Source organism: Streptomyces sp. NBC_00271 (assembly GCF_036178845.1).
Classification (GTDB): Bacteria; Actinomycetota; Actinomycetes; order Streptomycetales; family Streptomycetaceae; genus Streptomyces.
This window is the reverse complement of sequence record NZ_CP108070.1, coordinates 7233742-7252463: the sequence shown is the minus strand read 5'-3', so window position 1 is coordinate 7252463 and position 18722 is coordinate 7233742. Positions and strand designations below refer to the sequence as shown.

14 protein-coding genes are annotated in these 18722 nt (G+C 70.9%); 3 read left to right on the top strand and 11 right to left on the bottom strand.

The genetic code is table 11. The features are described 5' to 3' along the window. The first annotated feature begins 166 nt into the window (after positions 1–166). Both OG798_RS33095 and OG798_RS33090 read left to right on the top strand, forming a co-directional pair. Entirely contained in the window at positions 167–1798 is a 1632-nt protein-coding gene (locus OG798_RS33095) for a phospho-sugar mutase (RefSeq protein ID WP_328758129.1), read from the top strand. 174 nt (positions 1799–1972) lie between these two features. Next, the gene (locus OG798_RS33090; RefSeq protein ID WP_413253578.1) at positions 1973–3211 is read left to right on the top strand and encodes a hypothetical protein; all 1239 of its coding nucleotides are present in this window, start codon (positions 1973–1975) and stop codon (positions 3209–3211) included. Positions 3212–3488: 277 nt separating this feature from the next. Here the strand turns inward: OG798_RS33090 and OG798_RS33085 are convergent, their stop codons facing one another. The 10 genes from OG798_RS33085 to OG798_RS33040 form a co-directional block, all read right to left on the bottom strand. Beyond that, a complete protein-coding gene (locus tag OG798_RS33085) occupies positions 3489–4292 on the bottom strand; it encodes a hypothetical protein (protein WP_147474172.1) in 804 nt (267 codons plus the stop codon). A 30-nt stretch (positions 4293–4322) separates the two neighbouring features. After that, positions 4323–5156, bottom strand: coding sequence for a phosphate ABC transporter ATP-binding protein (locus OG798_RS33080; protein ID WP_095857820.1), 834 nt, complete (start codon positions 5154–5156; stop codon positions 4323–4325). Positions 5157–5231: 75 nt separating this feature from the next. Further along, positions 5232–6173 (bottom strand): sortase, encoded by a 942-nt coding sequence (locus OG798_RS33075; protein ID WP_095852913.1) that lies wholly within the window; start codon positions 6171–6173, stop codon positions 5232–5234. Positions 6174–6260: 87 nt separating this feature from the next. Then, positions 6261–7655, bottom strand: coding sequence for an Ig-like domain-containing protein (locus tag OG798_RS33070; protein ID WP_267062689.1), 1395 nt, complete (start codon positions 7653–7655; stop codon positions 6261–6263). Between the two features lie 176 nt (positions 7656–7831). After that, complete coding sequence (locus tag OG798_RS33065) at positions 7832–8821, bottom strand: hypothetical protein (protein WP_097224958.1); 990 nt, start codon at positions 8819–8821, stop codon at positions 7832–7834. Between the two features lie 170 nt (positions 8822–8991). Next, the gene (locus OG798_RS33060; protein ID WP_267062688.1) at positions 8992–11436 is read right to left on the bottom strand and encodes a hypothetical protein; all 2445 of its coding nucleotides are present in this window, start codon (positions 11434–11436) and stop codon (positions 8992–8994) included. Then, positions 11433–13166, bottom strand: coding sequence for a phosphate ABC transporter substrate-binding protein PstS (pstS, locus tag OG798_RS33055; RefSeq protein ID WP_267062687.1), 1734 nt, complete (start codon positions 13164–13166; stop codon positions 11433–11435). The genes OG798_RS33060 and pstS overlap by 4 nt, the downstream gene beginning before the upstream one ends. Next, on the bottom strand, positions 13163–14479 hold the full coding sequence (gene pstA / locus OG798_RS33050) for a phosphate ABC transporter permease PstA (protein WP_121415196.1): 1317 nt from the start codon (positions 14477–14479) through the stop codon (positions 13163–13165). The genes pstS and pstA overlap by 4 nt, the downstream gene beginning before the upstream one ends. Before the next feature lie 14 nt (positions 14480–14493). Next, positions 14494–15423, bottom strand: a complete 930-nt coding sequence (pstC, locus tag OG798_RS33045) for a phosphate ABC transporter permease subunit PstC (protein WP_267062686.1) — start codon at positions 15421–15423, stop codon at positions 14494–14496. Between the two features lie 308 nt (positions 15424–15731). Next, positions 15732–16013 carry a hypothetical protein gene (locus OG798_RS33040; protein ID WP_095852918.1) on the bottom strand — a complete coding sequence of 94 codons (282 nt, stop codon included), beginning with the start codon at positions 16011–16013 and terminating at the stop codon, positions 15732–15734. A gap of 599 nt (positions 16014–16612) precedes the next feature. Between OG798_RS33040 and OG798_RS33035 the strand changes: the two genes are divergently transcribed. Further along, entirely contained in the window at positions 16613–17374 is a 762-nt protein-coding gene (locus OG798_RS33035; RefSeq protein ID WP_267062685.1) for a calcium-binding protein, read from the top strand. Between the two features lie 285 nt (positions 17375–17659). On the opposite strand, the gene OG798_RS33030 is transcribed toward OG798_RS33035, so the two are convergent. After that, on the bottom strand, positions 17660–18301 hold the full coding sequence (locus tag OG798_RS33030; protein ID WP_097224961.1) for a PH domain-containing protein: 642 nt from the start codon (positions 18299–18301) through the stop codon (positions 17660–17662). Between the last annotated feature and the right edge of the window lie 421 nt (positions 18302–18722).

The window sequence follows — 18722 nt, the reverse complement described above, 5'->3', positions numbered from 1 at the left end:
GAACTGCGCGACCGACCCCCACCGCGGCCCGCAGCCGACGGTCGCACCCGGGGGTCCGGGGGCGCAGCCCTCAGGGATGGGACGGGTAGGGGCGGCGGGGGCGCGAGAAAGCACCCCTGGCCGGGTACACAGCAAGGGCAGCACAAGACAGAGAGGTTCACCCGACGTGCAGGACGAACTCATCGCACGGGCCGAGGCGTGGCTCGCCGAGGACCCCGACCCGGACACCCGCGAAGAGCTCGCCGAGCTCATCGCCGCCAAGGACGTCCCCGAGCTCACCGCACGCTTCAGCGGCACCCTCCAGTTCGGCACCGCGGGCCTGCGGGGCGAACTCGGCGCGGGCCCGATGCGCATGAACCGCGCGGTGGTCATCCGTGCCGCCGCCGGCCTGGCGGCGTACCTCAGGAAGCAAGGCGAGACGGACGGCCTCGTCGTCATCGGCTACGACGCCCGCCACAAGTCCGCCGACTTCGCACGCGACACCGCCGCGGCGATGACGGGCGCGGGCCTGCGCGCCGCCGTCCTCCCCCGCCCCCTGCCCACGCCCGTCCTGGCGTACGCCATACGGCATCTCGGCGCCGCGGCCGGCGTGGAGGTCACCGCCAGCCACAACCCGCCCCGCGACAACGGCTACAAGGTCTACCTGGGCGACGGTTCGCAGATCGTCCCCCCGGCGGACGCCGAGATCGCCGCCGAGATCGCCGCCGTCGCCGGCCTCGCCGACGTCCCCCGCCCGGACTCCGGCTGGGAGACCCTCGACGAGAGCGTCCTGAACGCCTACCTGGCCCGTACGGACGCCGTACTCGCCCAGGACTCCCCCCGCACCGCCCGCAGCGTCTACACGGCGATGCACGGTGTCGGCAAGGACGTCCTGCTCGCCGCCTTCGCCCGGGCCGGCTTCCCGGAGCCCGTGCTCGTCGCCGAGCAGGCGGAACCGGACCCCGACTTTCCCACCGTCGCCTTCCCCAACCCGGAAGAGCCCGGCGCGATGGACCTGGCCTTCGCGAAGGCCCGCGAGACCGACCCCGACCTGATCATCGCCAACGACCCGGACGCGGACCGCTGCGCGGTGGCCGTCAGGGACGGTGCCGACTGGCGCATGCTGCGCGGCGACGAGGTCGGCACGCTGCTCGCCCAGCACCTGGTGAACCGCGGCGCGCGCGGCACCTTCGCGGAGTCGATCGTCTCCTCCTCCCTCCTCGGCCGGATCGCCGAGAAGGCGGGCCTCCCCTACGAGGAGACCCTCACCGGCTTCAAGTGGATCGCCCGGGTGGAGGGCCTGCGCTACGGCTACGAGGAGGCGCTCGGTTACTGCGTCGACCCGGACGGCGTACGCGACAAGGACGGCATCACCGCGGCCCTGCTCATCACGGAACTCGCCTCCGAGCTGAAGGAGGCGGGCCGCACCCTCCTCGATCTCCTCGACGACATCGCCGTGGCGCACGGTCTGCACGCCACCGACCAGCTCTCGGTCCGCGTGGAGGACCTGTCGGTCATCGCGAACGCGATGGGCCGGCTGCGCGAGCAGCCCCCGACGGAGCTGGCGGGCCTGCCCATCACCGGGTCCGAGGACCTGACGAAGGGCACGGACACGCTTCCGCCGACCGACGGACTGCGCTACACGCTGGACGGCGCCCGCGTCATCGTCCGCCCCAGCGGCACCGAGCCGAAGCTGAAGTGCTACCTGGAGGTCGTGGTCCCGGTCGGCTCGCACACCGAGCTGCCCACGGCCCACGCGAAGGCCGCCGAGCTGCTCGCGGGGATCAAGCGGGACCTGTCGGCGGCGGCCGGCATCTGATCCCGCGCCTCGGGTCCCGCATCTCGGATCCCGCGCCTTCGCGAGGGCCCAAGTCCAGGGCTCAGCCACGTACGGGTGATTTCCGCCCGGCAGTTGACGCAGCGCTCCGGTGCGCCACCATCCGACCGAGGAACGGTTGGCGGTAGCGCACCGCCGAGCCCCAGGAGCTGCCGCGTGTCCTCGACCGCTTCCCGGCCGACATCCTCCCCACCCCGGAACGCTCCCGGCGACTTCCCCGCGACCACGAACGCGAACACGAGTACGGGTACGGGTGCGGGGACGAGTAGGAGCACAGGCATCCTGTGCTCCCTCCGCACCCAGCTGCGCCGGGCGGCCCCCGCCCTGCTCGCCTACGGGGCCGTACGCCTCGTGAGTCTGCTGCTCCTCACCCTGTGGGCGCACCATCAACACCATGGCGTGTGGCCCGTCCTGGCCACCCAGTGGGACGCGGACTGGTATCTGGGCATCGCCCAGCACGGCTACACCCGCCACCTGGGCACCCGGTACGACGCGAACAACCTCGCGTTCTTCCCGCTGTACCCGATCCTGGTCAAGGCGGTCGCGGTCCTGACCCCGGGTACGCGCGCCACGACGGGCCTGGCGATCTCGATCGTCGCCTCCTTCCTCGCCGCGTGGGGAGTCTTCGCCGTCGGCCACCATCTCCACGGCCGGCGCGTGGCCATACTGCTGACCTTCCTGTGGGCGGCTCTTCCGGTCGGCCTGGTCCAGTGGATGGGCTACACGGAGTCCCTCTTCACGGCGTTCGCCGCCTGGTCGCTGTACGCGGTGCTCACCGGCCGCTGGCTCTGGGCGGGCGCCTTGGCGTCGTTGTCGGGCCTGACCCGCCCGACGGGCATCGCGGCGGCGGCCGCGGTCACCGTCACGGCCCTGCTCTCCCTGCGGCACCGCTTCTCGCCCCGCGTCCTCGCGGCCGCGGCCCTCGCCCCGGCGGGCTGGTTCGCCTACGTCGGCTGGGTGGGCGTGCGCCTGGGCCGATGGGACGGCTACTTCGCCGTGCAGCGGCTGTGGCACAACGACTGGGACGGCGGCGCGGAGACCCTGCGCCGTATGCGGGAGGTCCTCGTGCTCGACTCCAGGCCGGAGCTGTTCCTGGTGATGGTGACGCTCACGCTGATCGTGTCCGTGGTCCTCTACGCCCTGGGCGCCTGGGACCGGCAGCCGCTCCCTCTGCTGGTCTTCACCGGCGTCCTGCTGCTGATCGTGCTGGGCAGCGGCGGCGTCTACTTCCCCCGTGCCCGCTTCCTCCTGCCCGGCTTCCCGCTCCTGCTCCCGCTGGCCCTCCATCTGTCCCGCGCCTCACCCCGCTTCCGGGCCCTCGCCGTGACCGCGGCGCTGCTGGGTTCGGCGTACTGGAGCGCGTACATGGCGCTGGTGTGGCCGAGCGCGCCCTGAGCGGGCGTCCGTACGGCACCACACCTGGATTCGTACGTCTCTCGATTCACGGGGAGTTGGGCTGTCGCATGCTCCTCGGCTGCCTGCTCCGTCCCCGCGCGTCTCACGCTGGAGGGAAGCGCGGATGTGCTCCTCACCCCCCCTTGGACGCATCCGCCCGCCAGGTGTCCCGCGCCCCCATCACCACGTTGGGCGGGACGCCGCGCATGGGCCGGACACGGGGTTCAGCCCGCCCCCCAGGCAACTGAACCCCGTGTCGGGCTCCGGCCGCGCCGCCTCACACACGCATGAGGTAGCTGAAGCCCGTGTCCGGGCCGACGCAGGACTGGAGCGTGAGGTCGCCCCAGTACAGGCCCTGGGACGGGGTGCCGCGGCCGGGGCTGACGTAGTGGGCGTACACGCGGTACTCGAACGTGCCGCGTGGCGTCGTGGCCGTGACGACGGTGCCCACGGGCAGCTTGGCGAAACGTTCGAAGCCGCAGTAGTCGTGGCCGACGACGACGGCGGTACGCAGCGCGTAGCCGTCCTCCGTCCCCAGGTCGGGCCCCGTCCACTGCACGGCGTCGCGGCACGCGTCCACCGCCTCCTGCCCACCGCGTACCACCCGGGCCGACCAGGAGCCGATGCGCAGGGTGGTCGAACCGTCCGGGCCACGCCGACCGAACGTCTCGGCACCGGCATCGGCACCGGCCGGCGGCTTCGGTGGCGGCTTCGCGGGCGTGGTGCCGGGGCGCGGCGAGGTGGACCGGGGTGGCGTGCCCAGGTCCGGGAGCTTCGTCGTCGGCGACACGGTGGGCGCGCTGGGGGACGGCGAGGACGCCGGAGCGGGGTCGCGGGGCGGTGGAGTGGGAGTGGGTTCGGGCGTGCGGGGGCGGGCCGATGTCCCGAGCGGGGTGGGGTCGGCCGGGTCCGGGGCCGTCCGCTCGGTGAGCGGGACGGACGCGGGTGGGCCCGCCAACGCCTTCTCGGGCGCTCCGGGGACGGCGCAGCCGGCGAGGGCGACAGCGGCCAGGACGGCCGCGGTACGGGCCACCGCGCGGCGGGGTCGTCCCTCGCTCGTCGCTCGGAGGGTGCCTGGCATCCGAGGCCTCCGTCGGTGTGGTCGGTCGTCCTATCCGAAGCGTCCGTTCACGTAGTCCGTCGTACGCGGGTCCTGCGGGTTGTTGAACATGGCGTCCGTGGTGCCGTGTTCGACGATGGCGCCGGGGGTGCCCTGCTCGGCGAGGAAGAACGCGCACTGGTCGGAGACCCGGGCGGCCTGCTGCATGTTGTGGGTGACGATCACGATGGTGACCTCTTCGGACAGCTCGTGGATCGTCTCCTCGATGCGCCGTGTCGAGGTCGGGTCCAGCGCCGAGCACGGCTCGTCCATGAGCAGGACCCGCGGTCGTACGGCCAGCGAACGCGCGATGCACAGACGCTGCTGCTGGCCGCCGGAGAGCGCGCCGCCGGGCTGCCGGAGCCGGTCCCGGACCTCTTTCCACAGGCCCGCCTTCGTCAGGCACTCCTCGACGAGCCAGTCCTTGTTCTCACGGCCGGCCTTGATGCCGCCGAGCTTCAGTCCTGCGGTGACGTTGTCGTAGATGGACATCGCCGGGAAGGGGTTCGGCTTCTGGAAGACCATGCCGATCTGGCGGCGGGCGTGGGTGATGCGGCGGCCACGGTCGTAGATGTCCTCGCCGTCCAGCAGCACCCGGCCCGCGAGGGAGGCGGAGCCGATCAGTTCGTGCATGCGGTTGAGGATCCGCAGGAACGTGGACTTGCCGCAGCCGGACGGGCCGATGAGCGCGGTGACCTTGCGGGCGGGCATGGTGAGCGACACGTGCTCCAGGACCTTGTGGTCGGCGAACCAGGCCGAGATGGAGTCGGCCTCCAGGGTCGCCGGATTGCTCTCGCCGGGACCGGCGCCGGAGACGGCGGGCCTGCTCGCCTTGGTGCTCCGCATCTTCACCGTCGGGTCGAGGATCTCGTCGACGAGTGTCGGGTTCGTGTCGGACATGATGGTGGAACTCCTCGTCGGTCAGAGCAGGTTGGGCAGCAGGCGGGTGGCGGCGCCGGAGACGGCGAGGCCGAGGGCGGTCAGCACGGGCACGCAGACGATCCAGGTCTGCCAGCGGCCCCACACGCGGTACGCGGCCATGGTGAGCAGGGCCGCGCCGAGCAGCCCCTGCGACCAGAGGAAGACCGAGAGCCAGGCGGCGTTCTCCGTGCCCAGGGCCTGCTCCGACTCGTCGATCCAGCCGAGCGTCAGCGGGCGGGGCGGCGCGGGCTGTACGGCACTCGCCAGGGTCGCGTCCACGCGGAGGGTGCCGGAGGGGGTGTAGGGCGCGCCGTCGGCGGTGATGAGCGTGAGCCGGCCCTGGCCCTCCTTGAGCGTGGGCGGCAGTGGGTCGCCCTTGCGGCGGATGGAGGAGACCTTGTAGGTGGCGGTGCCCTGACCGGTCGTCAGCCGGATCTCGGTGCCGAGGGGCAGTTGGTGCAGGTCGTTGAACGGGCTGCCGTACCCCCACTGACGGCCCATGAGCACGCTGGTGCCGGCCTGTCCCGGCAGCGGGGTGTCCCGGCGGTGGCCGGGGCCGGACATCAGCACCCCGGAGGTGGTGCCCTCCCCCACGACCTCCTTCAGGCCCAGCGCCGGGATGCGCAGCAGGGCGACGGGCGCGCCGGGCTCCAGCATCTTGCCGTCGTAACCCCGCTGGCCCACCGGTGCCGTTCCGAGGGCGAGTTGACGGCGGAACTCGTCGTACGCGGTCTGCTGGTCACGCGCGTGCTGGAGGTGGCCGACGATGGTGAGGTTGGCGGCGAAGCCGAGCAGCAGCGCGGCGAGCACGCACAGCGCGGCCCCGGCGAACGCGAAGCCGGGGCGCTCGGCCCGCGGCGGCCCCGCGGCGGACCTGGGCTCGGGTGCGGGCGCCGGCACCGGCGGCGCGTCGGCCGGCGGGGGCGGGGACAACACGGTCACGGGGAGCGCTCCTGTGGAGAGGTGTGTGGTGGAGATACGAAGACGCGGGCGGCGGGGTGGGGGCCCGCCGCCCGTGCTCCCGAGCCGCTACGAGCGGGGGTCGCCGAACTTCAGCAGCCCCTCGCGGCGGCCGTACCGCACGGCGAGGACGCCGGCCGTGACGAGGATGACGGCTCCGAGGCCGGAGAACAGCGCGATCTGACTGCCGGTGGAGGCGAGGCCCCCGGTGGGCGAGGTCCCGCCGGAGGTGGAGTCGCCGCCGGTGCCGCTGCCACCGGTCGTGGTGGTGCCGGACGTGGTGCCGGACGAGTCGCCCGAAGAGCCGTCGGTCGGTTCACTGCTGGAGCCGTCGGTGGGCTCGTCGGAGGGGTTGTCCGTCGGGGAGTCGGTCGGGCTCGCCGACGGGGACTCGGAGGACGGCTCGGGGACGGTGAAGTCCACCGCGCGCACGGGGTTCTTGCCGCCGGTGCAGTCCGGGCTGTAGTCCCAGTTGCTCGCCCCCGCCACGGCGTCGTCCGGCACGGTCAGAGTGGACCAGGTGACCGTCCCGCTCGCGTCGGCCGTGGCGGCGGGGAAGGTGGCGTCGTTGTGGAACATGGTCATCGAGTACGACGCGCTCGGCCGGCATCCGCGGATGAGGACCTTCACGGTCTGGCCGCGCTGCAACTCGGGGTTGTAGGCCAGCAGCTTCCCCGCGGCGTCGCGCATCTCGTACCTCGGCAGCTGCACGGTCACCTCGAAGGGCGCGGATTCCGAGGCTCCCCACTCGGCGGCGTTCCCCGGAGTGAAGCGGGCCGTGACGCCGTGGTCCCCCTCGGCCAGCGTCGACGTCTTGAACTCGGCCTTGCCACTCGCGACCGTGGCCTGGCCCAGCGTCGTCGCGCCTTCCAGGAAGGTGACGGTGCCGGCCGCCGCCGCGGGCGACACCGTCGCGGTGAGCGTGGTCTCCTCGCTGGGCGCGACCACGGCGGGGGAGGCGGTCAGCGCGACCTGGGTGGCCTCCGCGCCTTCCCCTACCACCCAGTTGTCGCCGGTGACGGTGATCTTCTGGGTCCAGTACGGGTCGCCCGGGACGATCGAGTCGGGCGGAACGGCCCAGTCGTAGTTGTCCACGCACCGCAGGCGCAACTCGTACGTGCCGTCGCCCGTGATGGCGTCCGACAGGCTGCTGACCACCATCCCCGCGTTGTCCGCCGCGACCAGCGAGACCGCCGAGGTCGCCGCGGTGTAGGGGGCCTTGCTGGTGATCCCGTTGAGCGCCTTCACCTCGGTGCCGTCGGCCTTGACGACGTACAGGGCGAGGACGCTGTTCCAGTTGAGGTCTTCGATGGTGGCGGCGGGACATGCGCCGGGGATACCGATCGAGCCGGCGATGGGCTGCGGGTCACTCAGCTTGCCGCCGGTGGGCGTCATGGTGAACTCGCCGACGGACGCCGCCCGGGCAGGCTGGGACTGGGACATGGCCAGGACCACGAGGCCCATGGCGAGTAAGGCACAGGCGGCCACGATCGCGGCCGCTCTTCGGAATGGTTGTGGCACTGTCACGGCGATGCCCCCCGGGGGACGGTTGACGGATTACGTGGACGGATGACAGCGCGTGGGGCCGGGCACCTGGAGGGTGCCCGGCCGTCACGCGAGGATCAGACGACGATCACGGATTACCGCTCGCCCGTGAGCGTGGTGGCACCGCAGTTGGACACGGCGCCGAAGCCGTAGGTCGCGATCGTGGAGCCGGCGGCGCAGACCTTCGAGCCCGAACCGACGAAGGTCCCGGCGACGACCGAGTCCGAGACGTTGGCGGTCGGGACGACGTTGTAGACGTCGCGGAGGAAGCCGGCGTCGAAGGCCGTGTTGAGCGCGATCGCGGAGCCCGTGCCCGTGGTGGGGGCCAGGCCGTTGATGCTGCGCAGACGCGACTCACCGCGACGGTTCGGGACGTCGGAGAGGCCCTTGCCCTGGGCGATCCACTGGGCGATCGAGTACGGCATGAGCTGGTTGCCGTTGAGGATCGCCGCGCCGTTGTGCTCCTGGATGGTGCCGTCGACGCAGGAGCCGACCTGCGCCTCGGTGATCCCGATGGCCGACAGCCAGAAGGTCCGGGTACCGGAGCCGGACTGCGGCAGCAGCGGCTGCGCGTTCGGGAACTCGGTGGAGTTGCACTGGTAGATCGCGGCCAACTGTGCCTTCGTCAGGTTCGTCGGCAGCGTGCTGCCCAGGTCGGTGGCGTAGGTCACACCGTCCTTGGCGTACGGGATCCACGTGAGGTCCGTGGTGGTGGTGTCCACCGGGCCACGCGAGGAGCGGGCGAAGTCGATGCAGTGGGTGCCGGCGGTGATGTCGGCGTTCAGCGCGTTGATACCGGCCGAGGAGCCGTCCGGGCGGGCGACGGTGTCACAGCCGGTCGCCTTGGTCTTCACGGTGGCGGTGCCGGTGGCGTTCCACGACGCGACGATCTTGCCGTTGGCATTCGTGACGGCGTCGCCGATGCCGTTCATGACGTACTGCGTGGTGTCCGAACCGACACCCGCCAGCTGACGGTAGTCGGTGACCGGGCTCGGGTCCGCCGAAGCGGGAGAGGCCAGGATGCCGAGACCGAGAGCCGCGACACCGAAAGCAGCGCCGACCTTGGCGCGAGACTTGACGTTCACTTCTGAACCCCTTGTTTTCTGGATTTCGAAGGCTGGCCGTTCAAGCAAAATCCGGATCTTTTTCCTGCCGGCCCGTCGGTCGGCCACCGCAAACAATTCCAGGATTTCCGCGCGGTGACCAACCAATTCCCCGTGAGAGAAAGGTTACGGGCAGGCCTCCTAGGTGCCTCCTAGGGAGTCCGACGCTGCGCGAAATGCAGCATTATCGGACCCGAAAGTCCTGCCGCCCCGCCCACGAACAGGACGACGAGAAGAATCCATCGGATAATTCCCAGGATCTCTCCTGGAGTGAATCCCGCCTTGGCTTCCGCGACATTCTGCTGCGGCCCGGAGGAGGGTGACGCGGAGCCGTTCACCGCGGCGGCGGAGTCCGAGGCCGAGGGGGTGGCGCCGCCGCCCGTCCCGCCCGCGGACGCTCCGCCGGTGCCACCGCCGGAGGAGGTTCCTCCGGTGCCGGCTCCGGATCCGAGCCCTCCCGTGTCACCCTGGTTCGACCCGTCGGACGAAGGGCCGGTCACGGTCTCGCCGCGCTCCAGGGCGTCGGCGGCGGTCCGCGCCTGCAGACGTTGCTGGGCCGGCAAGGGCGCGTAGCCGAAGGGCAGTTGGCCCGCCGACACGCCGAGCGTCTGGCCCGATCCCGCGACGTACCTGATGAACCGGGCGTACGCCTTGCGGGCCTTCGCGTCCTGGTTCACCGAGGCCGCGGCGTAGGCGACGGCCGTCAGCGGATACGCCTGCCCCTTGGCGCGCGCCGGGTCCGGCTTGAGCACCGAAGCGTCTTCGGACGACGGCCGCATGGTCGCGACGTCGGCCGTGAGCGTGGCGGCCGAGGGCTTCACGAAGTTGCCGTCCGCGTTGCGCAGCGCCGCGGTCGTCAACCCGTAACGCTCCGCAGACGCGGCGTCGACGATCGCCATCACGGCACGCTGACCCGACATAGGCGCGTCGTTGATGAGCTTGGCCGGCGACTGGGCGGTGTCCCCCGACTGCCACTGGATGGTGCGGGTGTTGTTGCCCCGGCGGGTTCGCACGGCCCCGTCGTGCAGGTCGGCCGTGTACGGGTCCAGGTCGGTGATCGCGTAGCTGAGAGGGGGTGTCCCGTTGCCGAGGGCCGGCGTGGTCGTCGGGTCCACCTTGGGGTAGTCGGTCAGCGTGGTGTTCTGCGCCAGCTTCAGGTCCTGGAAATAGCGGTTCACCCGCATCCCCCACCGGTCCTTCGTCCCGGAGAGGAAGCCACGGGCGTCCGCGTCCGACTGGAGCCAGTTCCAGACGATCCGCGTGGTGTCGGAAGACTGCAGCGGAACCATGAGGCTCCTCAGCTGGTGATTGGTCAACTGCGGAAAACCTGGATTCAATTCCTTGAATTCCGGATCCTGGACCAGGGAAGGGCTGTTCCCATTCAAATAATCAGGAGTGGCGCCCAGCGTCACGTCTTCCACATAGGAATGAGTGAGCATCTTCGCGACGAGCCGCGGATTCAGTTTCATTCCCTGGACCACGCCGGACGGACCTTCTATGAAGAAGGCGATCGCCAGTCCGGACACCGCCACCGGTGCGTGCACGACCTTGGATCCGTCGTCCGGCCGGGCGACCGGGTCGACGGTGAAGCCCAGCAGGGGCGTGTCGGCCGACGTGCCCAGGACCTGGCCCCTGGCCTCCTCCTCGCCGCCCTGAGTGAAGGCGAACGTGCTCCCCGTGGACGAGCACAGCTTCGGCTGCCAGGAAGTGACGGCGTCCGTCATCAGTTCGGAGCCGACCGTGGGCAGCTCCGGCTGGCCCTCCGGACAGAACGCGTCGACCGGCTGGAAGTCCAGACGGACGACCATCCGCTGAGCCCAGTTCGTCGCGGACAGCGGCGAGCTCTGCAGTGAGTTGCCCGCCTGGTTCGGTTGGGTGATCTCGGTGCCGTCCGCGTCGTGCGTGCCGCGCGGGACGACGACCAGCCAGCAGTGCCGCGGAACGGCGTCACTCCCGGCAGGCGCCGTGTTCATGCCGCAGCCCAGGTGGGACGCCTGGATGCCGTCCTGCGCCTCGAAGGTCACCTCGCCCGTGCCGTCGGCATAGGTTCTGGCGAACCGCTGCTCGTTGGTGTCCAGCGGACCGAAGTAGGTGAAGTCGTGGGAGGACTTGGTGGGGGGCAGGTCACCGACCGGGCGGAACGGGACGAAGCCACCGGGGTACTGGGTCTCCCCCGGATCGGTGCCGACCAGTCGGCCGTTTCCGGCCCCGAGGATCGAGCCGTCGCCGCCGAAGACGCACTGATCACGGTCGGGTCCGGCCGGATCATCGCCCCAACACTGCATGATCTGCAGGAAGTTGACGGCGGCGTTCTGCCCGTCGATCGTCGGCGCCCCGCCCTGCCAGGTGACCCGCACCCCCTGCGACCGCAGGTTCTTCGTCTGGTGGACGGTCACCTTCAGCTTGGAGAAGTCGTCGTACTTGCCCTGCTTCCCCGTCACCGTGACCGCGGAGTCCTCCGCCGTGCCGTCCGCCGCCGCGGCGGACGTGGTGGCGGAAGGCAGCGGGAGCAGGGCCAGGACCAGCGCGGCCAGCAGCGCGCTCACGGCGGCGACGACGCGCCGCCGGGACCGGGGCATGGGAGTCATGGCGGTCATGCCACGCCCCCCTTGCGGCGGGCGCGGTTCGACATCATGCGTCCGATCAGGGGTGGCCCGACGACCACGCCGATCAGGAGCACGGCCGACAGTGCCATCAGCGCGGTGCGCAGACCGAGGGCGTCGCCGGTGCCGAGGGAGACCGGGCTGGCGGCGACCGAGGTGTCGCCGGTGCCCCCGCCGCCGCTGAGCACCTGGCCGGTGTCGGGGGCGACGACGCTACCTGCCGTCGCCCCACCCGTACCGCCGGTGCTGCCCGCCGTACCGCTGCCGCCGGTGGTGGCACCGGCCGTTCCCGTCGCACCCGAACCGCCCGTCGAACCGGAACCGCCGGACGTGCCCGAACCGCCGGTCGTACCCGAACCGCCCGAGCCGGTGCCGCCGCCGGACGTACCGGAGCCGCTCGGCGAGGTGGACTGATGGGCGCCGCCGGTGCCGGTGGCGCACTGGTCCGAACCCTTCTTGTCGCACGCCGCGGGATACGGGGCGTTCTGCGCCAGGAGGTTCTTCCCGTCACTGGAGAACGTCGGGTTGTTGCAGTTCTTGATGTTGATGTTGTCCGACACGGCACCGGGGATCTTGCGCACCTGCTCCATGGCCGCCTGCACGAGGTTGATCGGCAGCGGCGAGTAGCCGAGCCGGTCGGCCAGTTGCTGGCCCTCGCAGAGGAAGTAGTTGTCGAACGCGCTCAGCGTGGCGCCCTTGGCCTTGGTGAACCCCATCTCCTCCTTGGTCGGGACGATCATGTAGCTGTAGCTGGACAGCGGGTAGGTGCGCCGGTCGCCGTACGTGTAGACCCCGTCCAGGTTCTGGGTGAGGTAGTTCGCGGACCGCGAGTCGTTGTTGATCTGCGCCTGGGTCAGGGCGACGGCCACACTGGAGGCGGTCGGCTCGACGTAGTACCCGGACTTGTTGAGGACCTTGACGACCGGGAAGCCCGCGTTCCTGGCGTAGGAGTACTCGACGTAGGTGATGGCGCCCTCGGCCTGGGGCTGCTTGGTGTAGCCCGCGACGCCGAGCGAGCCGGACTGGGCGACGAAGCCCGAGCCGGGGATGTTCGGGAAGTACGACGTCAGGCCGCAGGGCGTGGGCTTGCCCGCCCGACGGCAGTAGTCGTTCCACAGGGTGCCGTACTGCTTGGACATCCACAGGGTGAACTGCGCGGTGGTGCCGGAGCCGTCGGAGCGGATGACCGGGACGATACGGCGGGCGGGCAGGGCCAGCTTGGGGTTGTCCGCCCTGATCTCCGGCGCGTTCCACATCGTGAGCTTGCCGGTGAAGATCTTGCTGAGGACCTCCCCGGACAGCCGCAGGTTGGTGACCCGGTTGCCGCCGATCTTCAGGTTGTACATGAACGACGTACCGCCGGCCACGATCGGCATGTAGGCGTACTTGCGCTGCGGCGGAGTGTCGGTCGTACCGAACTCCTTGAGGCCGTAGGGGATCTCGGACACCCCGAAGTCGGACGTGCCGTTCGCGAACTGGGTACGTCCGACCGACGAGCCCACCGACGCGTAGTTCACGGTCATGCCCTGCTGGCGTACGTTGCGGCGCCACTGCTCGATGGCGTTGGCGCTCCATGTCGAGCCGGAGCCACTGATCTTCACGTAGGTGACCGCGAAGGCACCTGGCGGATGTACGGCCATGAGCGCGCAGACCAGTGCGACGACCAGCGCCAGTGCCTGGTACACGCGCACGCTGCGCGGACGACGGACGGGTGCGGATATCACGGGGTGCTCCTCGTCGATGCGGGACTGGTCGAGGCGGGGCCGGCCGACGGCCGGCCGGCGGTTGCGTACACGTCGAAGCGCTGCGCGTCACGGCGCGACGCCCTGACCCGGCGGTGTTCCTGGCGGCGGGTCAGCTTGCCCGGCCCACGGCCGCCGACGACGCGGGCCGCGACGAACAGGACGAGCACCAGCACCAGGAGCACCGCCGCGGTGCCGAAGCCGCGGGCGATGTAGGTGGGCTCGGGGGACTCGACGAGCTTGAAGGCCGCCAGCGGCAGCGACACCATCGGGTCGTGGAGCGGGTTGGTGTTGAGCTCCTGGGTGAAACCGGCGGTCAGCAGGACCGGCGAGGTCTCGCCCACACCGCGCGCGGTGCCCAGGATGACCGCCGTGGTCAGCCCGGACCGCGAGGTGGGGAGCACCACGTGCCAGACCGTGCGCCACCGTGAGGTGCCGAGCGCGTAGGACGCCTCGCGCAGCGTGCCGGGGACCAGTCGGATCACCACGTCCGCCGCGCGGATGATGATCGGCAGCATCATCACGGAGATCGCGAGCCCGGCGGCGAGGCCGGACTGACCGAAACCGAGGCTCAGGATGAAGGTCGCGTAGATGAACAGGCCGGCCACGATGGATGGCAACGCTGTCATCGCCTCGACGATGGTGCGGACGAACCGGCTGAAGGCGCCCGGGACCTCGTTGAGGAAGACCGCGCACACCAGCCCGGTCGGTATGCAGATCACCAGGGCGATGGAGATCTGCCACAGCGTGCCGACGATGGCGTGCACGATGCCGCCGACGCTGAGGGGCTCCAGCGGACCCGCGTCGGCCATCGACTCGGTGTAGAAGTTCAGGTGCGGCAGCGCCTCACGCCCCTCGTAGAGGGTGTAGACGACCACGAAGGCCAGCACGGTCAGCATCACCAGGCCGAGGCTCTGGACGATCGCGGCGGCCACCCGGTCACGGACCGCGGGACCGTCCTCGTCGCAGGAGACCAGCAGCGCGTACAGGCCGATGAAGAGCGCGTAGGCGATGACGACGAAGCCCAGGGCGCCGTTGAAGGGCAGCAGCCGGTCGAAGATCAGCCAGGTGAGGGCGAGGGACGCGGCGCCGGCGCCGACCATGGCGTACACGTCGCTGGCGCGCAGCGTGGAGAGGTTGCGGCGCGAGTCTCCGCGCGTTGAACTCGCGCCGGGCCGGCGTGCGGGCAGGTGGGTGAGTGGGGCCGGGGGCGGCGTTTTCGGCGCACCCGCGGGGCTCGGATCGGCCCCCTGCCCCTGGTCGCCGGGTGGGCTCTGCGGAGCGGTGACGGTCATCGGGCTCGGTCTCCTCAGGAGTCGCTCGTCGCGCCGGAACGGCTGCGGGCGACGATCGACGAAGCGGCGAAGTTGACCACGAGGGTCATCAGGAAGAGCGCGAGGCCCGCGGCCATCAGCGCCGACATGCCCATGGGGCTCGCCTCGCCGTAGCGCAGGGCGATCAGGGACGAGACCGAGCTGGTGCCGTTCTGCAGGATGTGCGGCTGGATCACGAACACCGGCGAGATGATCAGGTACACGGCGATGGTCTCGCCGAGCGCCCGGCCCAGGCCCAGCATGGTGCCGCCGATCATGCCGCCCCTGCCGAAGGGCAGGACGACGCTGCGGATCATGCCCCAGCGGTTGGCGCCGAGCGCGTACGCGCCCTCCCGCTCGCCGACCGGAGCCTGCGAGAAGACCTCCCGCACCACCGAGCAGATGATCGGCGCGACCATCAAGGACACGACCATGCCCGCGATGAAGGTGGAGGAGGTGTAGACCGTCGCGGTGGCGAGCGGGTCCTTCGGATCGACGCCGTCGACCTTGAAGAGGGGGATCCAACCGAAGTAGGTCGAGATCCAGCGGGACACGCTGACCACGTGCCCCTGGAAGAAGAACAGGCCCCACAGGCCGTAGACGACCGACGGCACGGCCGCCATCAGGTCCACGACGCTGATGAGGGTCTGGCGGATCCGCGGCGGCGCGTACTCGGAGATGTAGAGCGCGGTGCCGAGCGCCAGCGGTACGGCGAACACGATGGCGACCATGGCGATCAGCACCGTCCCGACGAGCACGGCCGCGATGCCGAAGTGCCCGCCTTCGGGCTCCCACGCCTCGGTGGTGACGAAGTCCCACTTCGCGACCGACAGCGCCTGCCAGGCCCGGTACGTCAGGAAGCCGCCGACCAGCAGCATGATCGCGAGGACCAGCCCGCCGCCGCCGCGCAGGATGCCCCTGAACACGCGGTCGGGCAGCCCCCGATCGGGGTGCAGGCGTCTCGGAGGGTCGTCCCCCGGAGCCACAGATCGCTCAAAGATTCGCGTCGTCACATGGGACGACACTCCTGACGCGTGATGGACGCACGCGCACACGAACGTGAACGAGACGCCCCCGAGGGGCAACTTCCGATGTTGACGTGAACGCGGCGACAGGAGAACGCGTGAGGGACTGGGATGCGCTCTTGTGGCGCACCCCAGCCCCTCACGCGCACGATCGATCCGTCAGCCCCGTCCGCTCTCTCGGGGTCGTCCCCTCGCTCGGCGTCGTTCCCTCACTCGGCGTCGTCCCACGGAATCGCCCCACCCGACCCGAGCTCGGCCAGGAGAGCCCGGAAGCGTTCATAGGCGGCCTGGCACGTCGAGTGCCGCTCGTAGGCACGCGAGGACACGGCCACGACGCCGCCGGTGCCGTCACGCAGCCGCCAGACCCATCCACTGCCTTCCGCGGTGTGATGCACCGCGCCGGGTAATTTCCCGATGTCGGTGCACAAGCGCTCGAACGCCGCACGGCACTCGCCGTAGTTCCGGTACGTCCTCGCGGCGACGGCGATCACCCGCCCGTTCGTGGCAGTGAGTCGCCACGAGTAAGTGCCGTCTGCACCTATATCTATTTGACAGCGCGTGCCCGGTACGGCCGCGCCCCCCATTCTTGCCGCCATCCATCCCCACTCCTGTATCCCCATATCAGGAAGCCGCATGAGTCGACGCGGATTCGTCGGTCATGCGGCACACGCAGATTAGTGAGACCAAAGAGAAACTTGATCCACGCGTGAAACACATTTCACGCGAAGGTTGCCCCTCGTTCATGCGGTCGACCATCAGGTCGCCTCAAGAGTGGGCGAATTTCCCGACGCGCCGGCGGGGGGGGCGCCCCGGGACACCCGCCCTCCCGGCCCACCACGAAGAGGGGCGGTACACGTAGGTGGCCTCCAGGTCCGCTGAAATTTGAACCGAATTTCCCCTTCGGCTTTCCACGGAAACGGCACACTCGATATTCGCGCGCATTCTCTTCACCGGGAAATCGGCGACTCACAAAACTCTCATACAAACGTTCCGAAATCCCAAGGCAACGAGTACGCTGCACACGTCAATTCGGGCCTGCCGGTGTGAAATTGACAGGCCGCGGCATTCACATTGGGGAATTCGCATGCGTATGAGTTCAGCTGTCGCCGCTGCGTGTGGCGTCGTCGCCCTGTCCGCCCTCACCGTTCCGGCCGCGCACGCGGACGAGAGGTTCGGCGACACCGACATCACCGGCGTGGTCGTCAACGACGGCAACCCCGTCGTCGTCGGCACCGACGCGAGAACCGTCACCGCCGAGGTCACCGCGACCGACCCGTCCGGTCTCCAGCAGGTCAACGCGACGCTCTACCACGGCCCCTTCGGCGCCCCGGACAGCACCGTGGCCTCGACGGCGGCCTGCGGTCCGACGGTCGCCACCACGACCACCTGCACCCTGACCTTCACCCTGACCCCCGGCACCGCCCCGGCCGACGACTCGCTGGCCGGCGACTGGCACCTCAGCGCCTACGCGATCGCTCCCGACAGCGACGCCGTGTTCCTGGACAGCGCCGCCACCGTCAGCGTGCTGCGCGACAGCCAGGTGACCGTCGAGGCCACTCCCAAGCCGGTGAAGTGGGGCCGCGTCCTCACCGTCACGGGCGGCGTGCGCAACGCGGACTGGGCGACCGGCACGTCCGTCGGCGCCGCGGCCGGCCGGCCCGTGAGCCTGCAGTTCCGCCCGAAGGGCAGCAGCACGTACTGCACGCTCAAGACCGTGCCGACCGTGACCGGCGGCACCCTCTCCACCACCGTCCGCGCCTACACCGACGGCTCCTACCGCTGGTCCTACGCCGGCACGGCCGACACCGCGGCCGCGGTGTCGGCGGGCACCTTCGTCGACGTGGTCGGCTGACCCCGAGCGAACGGCGCCGGGCACCCCTCGGGGGCGGCCCGGCGCCGCACGGGACGGGGAACACCGGCGACATGACGGCGACGGGTCCGGGAACGCGGGCGGCCCGACGGCGACGGGACCAGGGACACGAGCGGCCCGACGGCGTGCAGGGTCCGGAACACGGGGGCCTCATGCCGTACGGGACCGGGAACACGGGCGGCCTGATGCCGTACGGAGCGACGGGTCAGGGCCCGCAGGGCCCGACCTGGGCGACGACGGACACCCGTCCGCCGCACCCCCCTGGTGTCACCCCACCGCCAGCAGGATCGCCAGGACCACGGCTCCCGCGAGCGCGGGACCGATGACCTCGTACGCCCACCGCACGCTCACCTCGCCCTGCGCGCCCTCCGCGGCCGCCCGGGCCTCGGCGAGTTCGCGCAGGTCGTCCATGACCTGGTCGGAGTGCGAACGGGTGGGCCCGCTCGCCACCGAGGAGGTGCGGCCGCTGCTGTCCGCGGCGGCGTTGCGCGCCTGCCGTCGGGCCGCGGCCTTGCGGGCGCGCAGGGAGACGGGGATCGCCCAGAGCTGGAACTTGGCGCCCTCGGCGTCGACCACCTCGTTGGAGTACCCGGAGCGCAGTGAGGCGACCTTGCTCCAGGGCAGCACGACGACACGGAACGGGTTACGGACGCGCAGCCGGTCCTCGTTGGCGTAGACGGCGGGGCGCAGGGTGAAGGCGGCCACCAGCGGAACCAGGAGGATCAGCGCGGCGAGAGCCAGCCAGGGGGTGCGGCCGTGGCCGGAGACCAGCGCGTCGATGCCGAGCCAGCCCGTGATGGCGAGCAGCAGTACGCCGCCCGCGATACCGGCGTGCGACCGGTAGATCCGGTCCTGCGACTCGGGTCGCGAGGCGTCCGGCACGGGTGGCTGGTCATCCGGGGTCGTCATGCCACCGATTCTGCCCGACGCCCCCTGAACACTTCCTTCACCCCCGCCCCACGCCGCCGCGTCGCCACGGGCGGGCGGGGATTCGTTCGTCTGCGGGTGGCCGAGGACTGATCGCGCGGTCCCCACGCCCGGGCGGGGCTGCGCCCCGAATCCCCGCCCACTCCAGGTCGCCCGGCTGCGGACGAGTGCGGGCCGATCGCGCAGTTCCCCGCGCCCCTAAAAGCCTCGGCGCACCCCGCGTTCGAGAGCGAGCCCTTCGGACGATGGGGGAGGGTAGGGGCGGAGCCCCTGGGGATGATGGAGTCCCCCTGCTCGAGTGAAGCCGAGCAGGGGGAGGGTAGGGGCAGGGAGCGTCCGGGCGTGGGCTCCCCCACACCCGTACCCGGGGCTGTACAGCCGCTACGCGCGTAGATATGCTCAG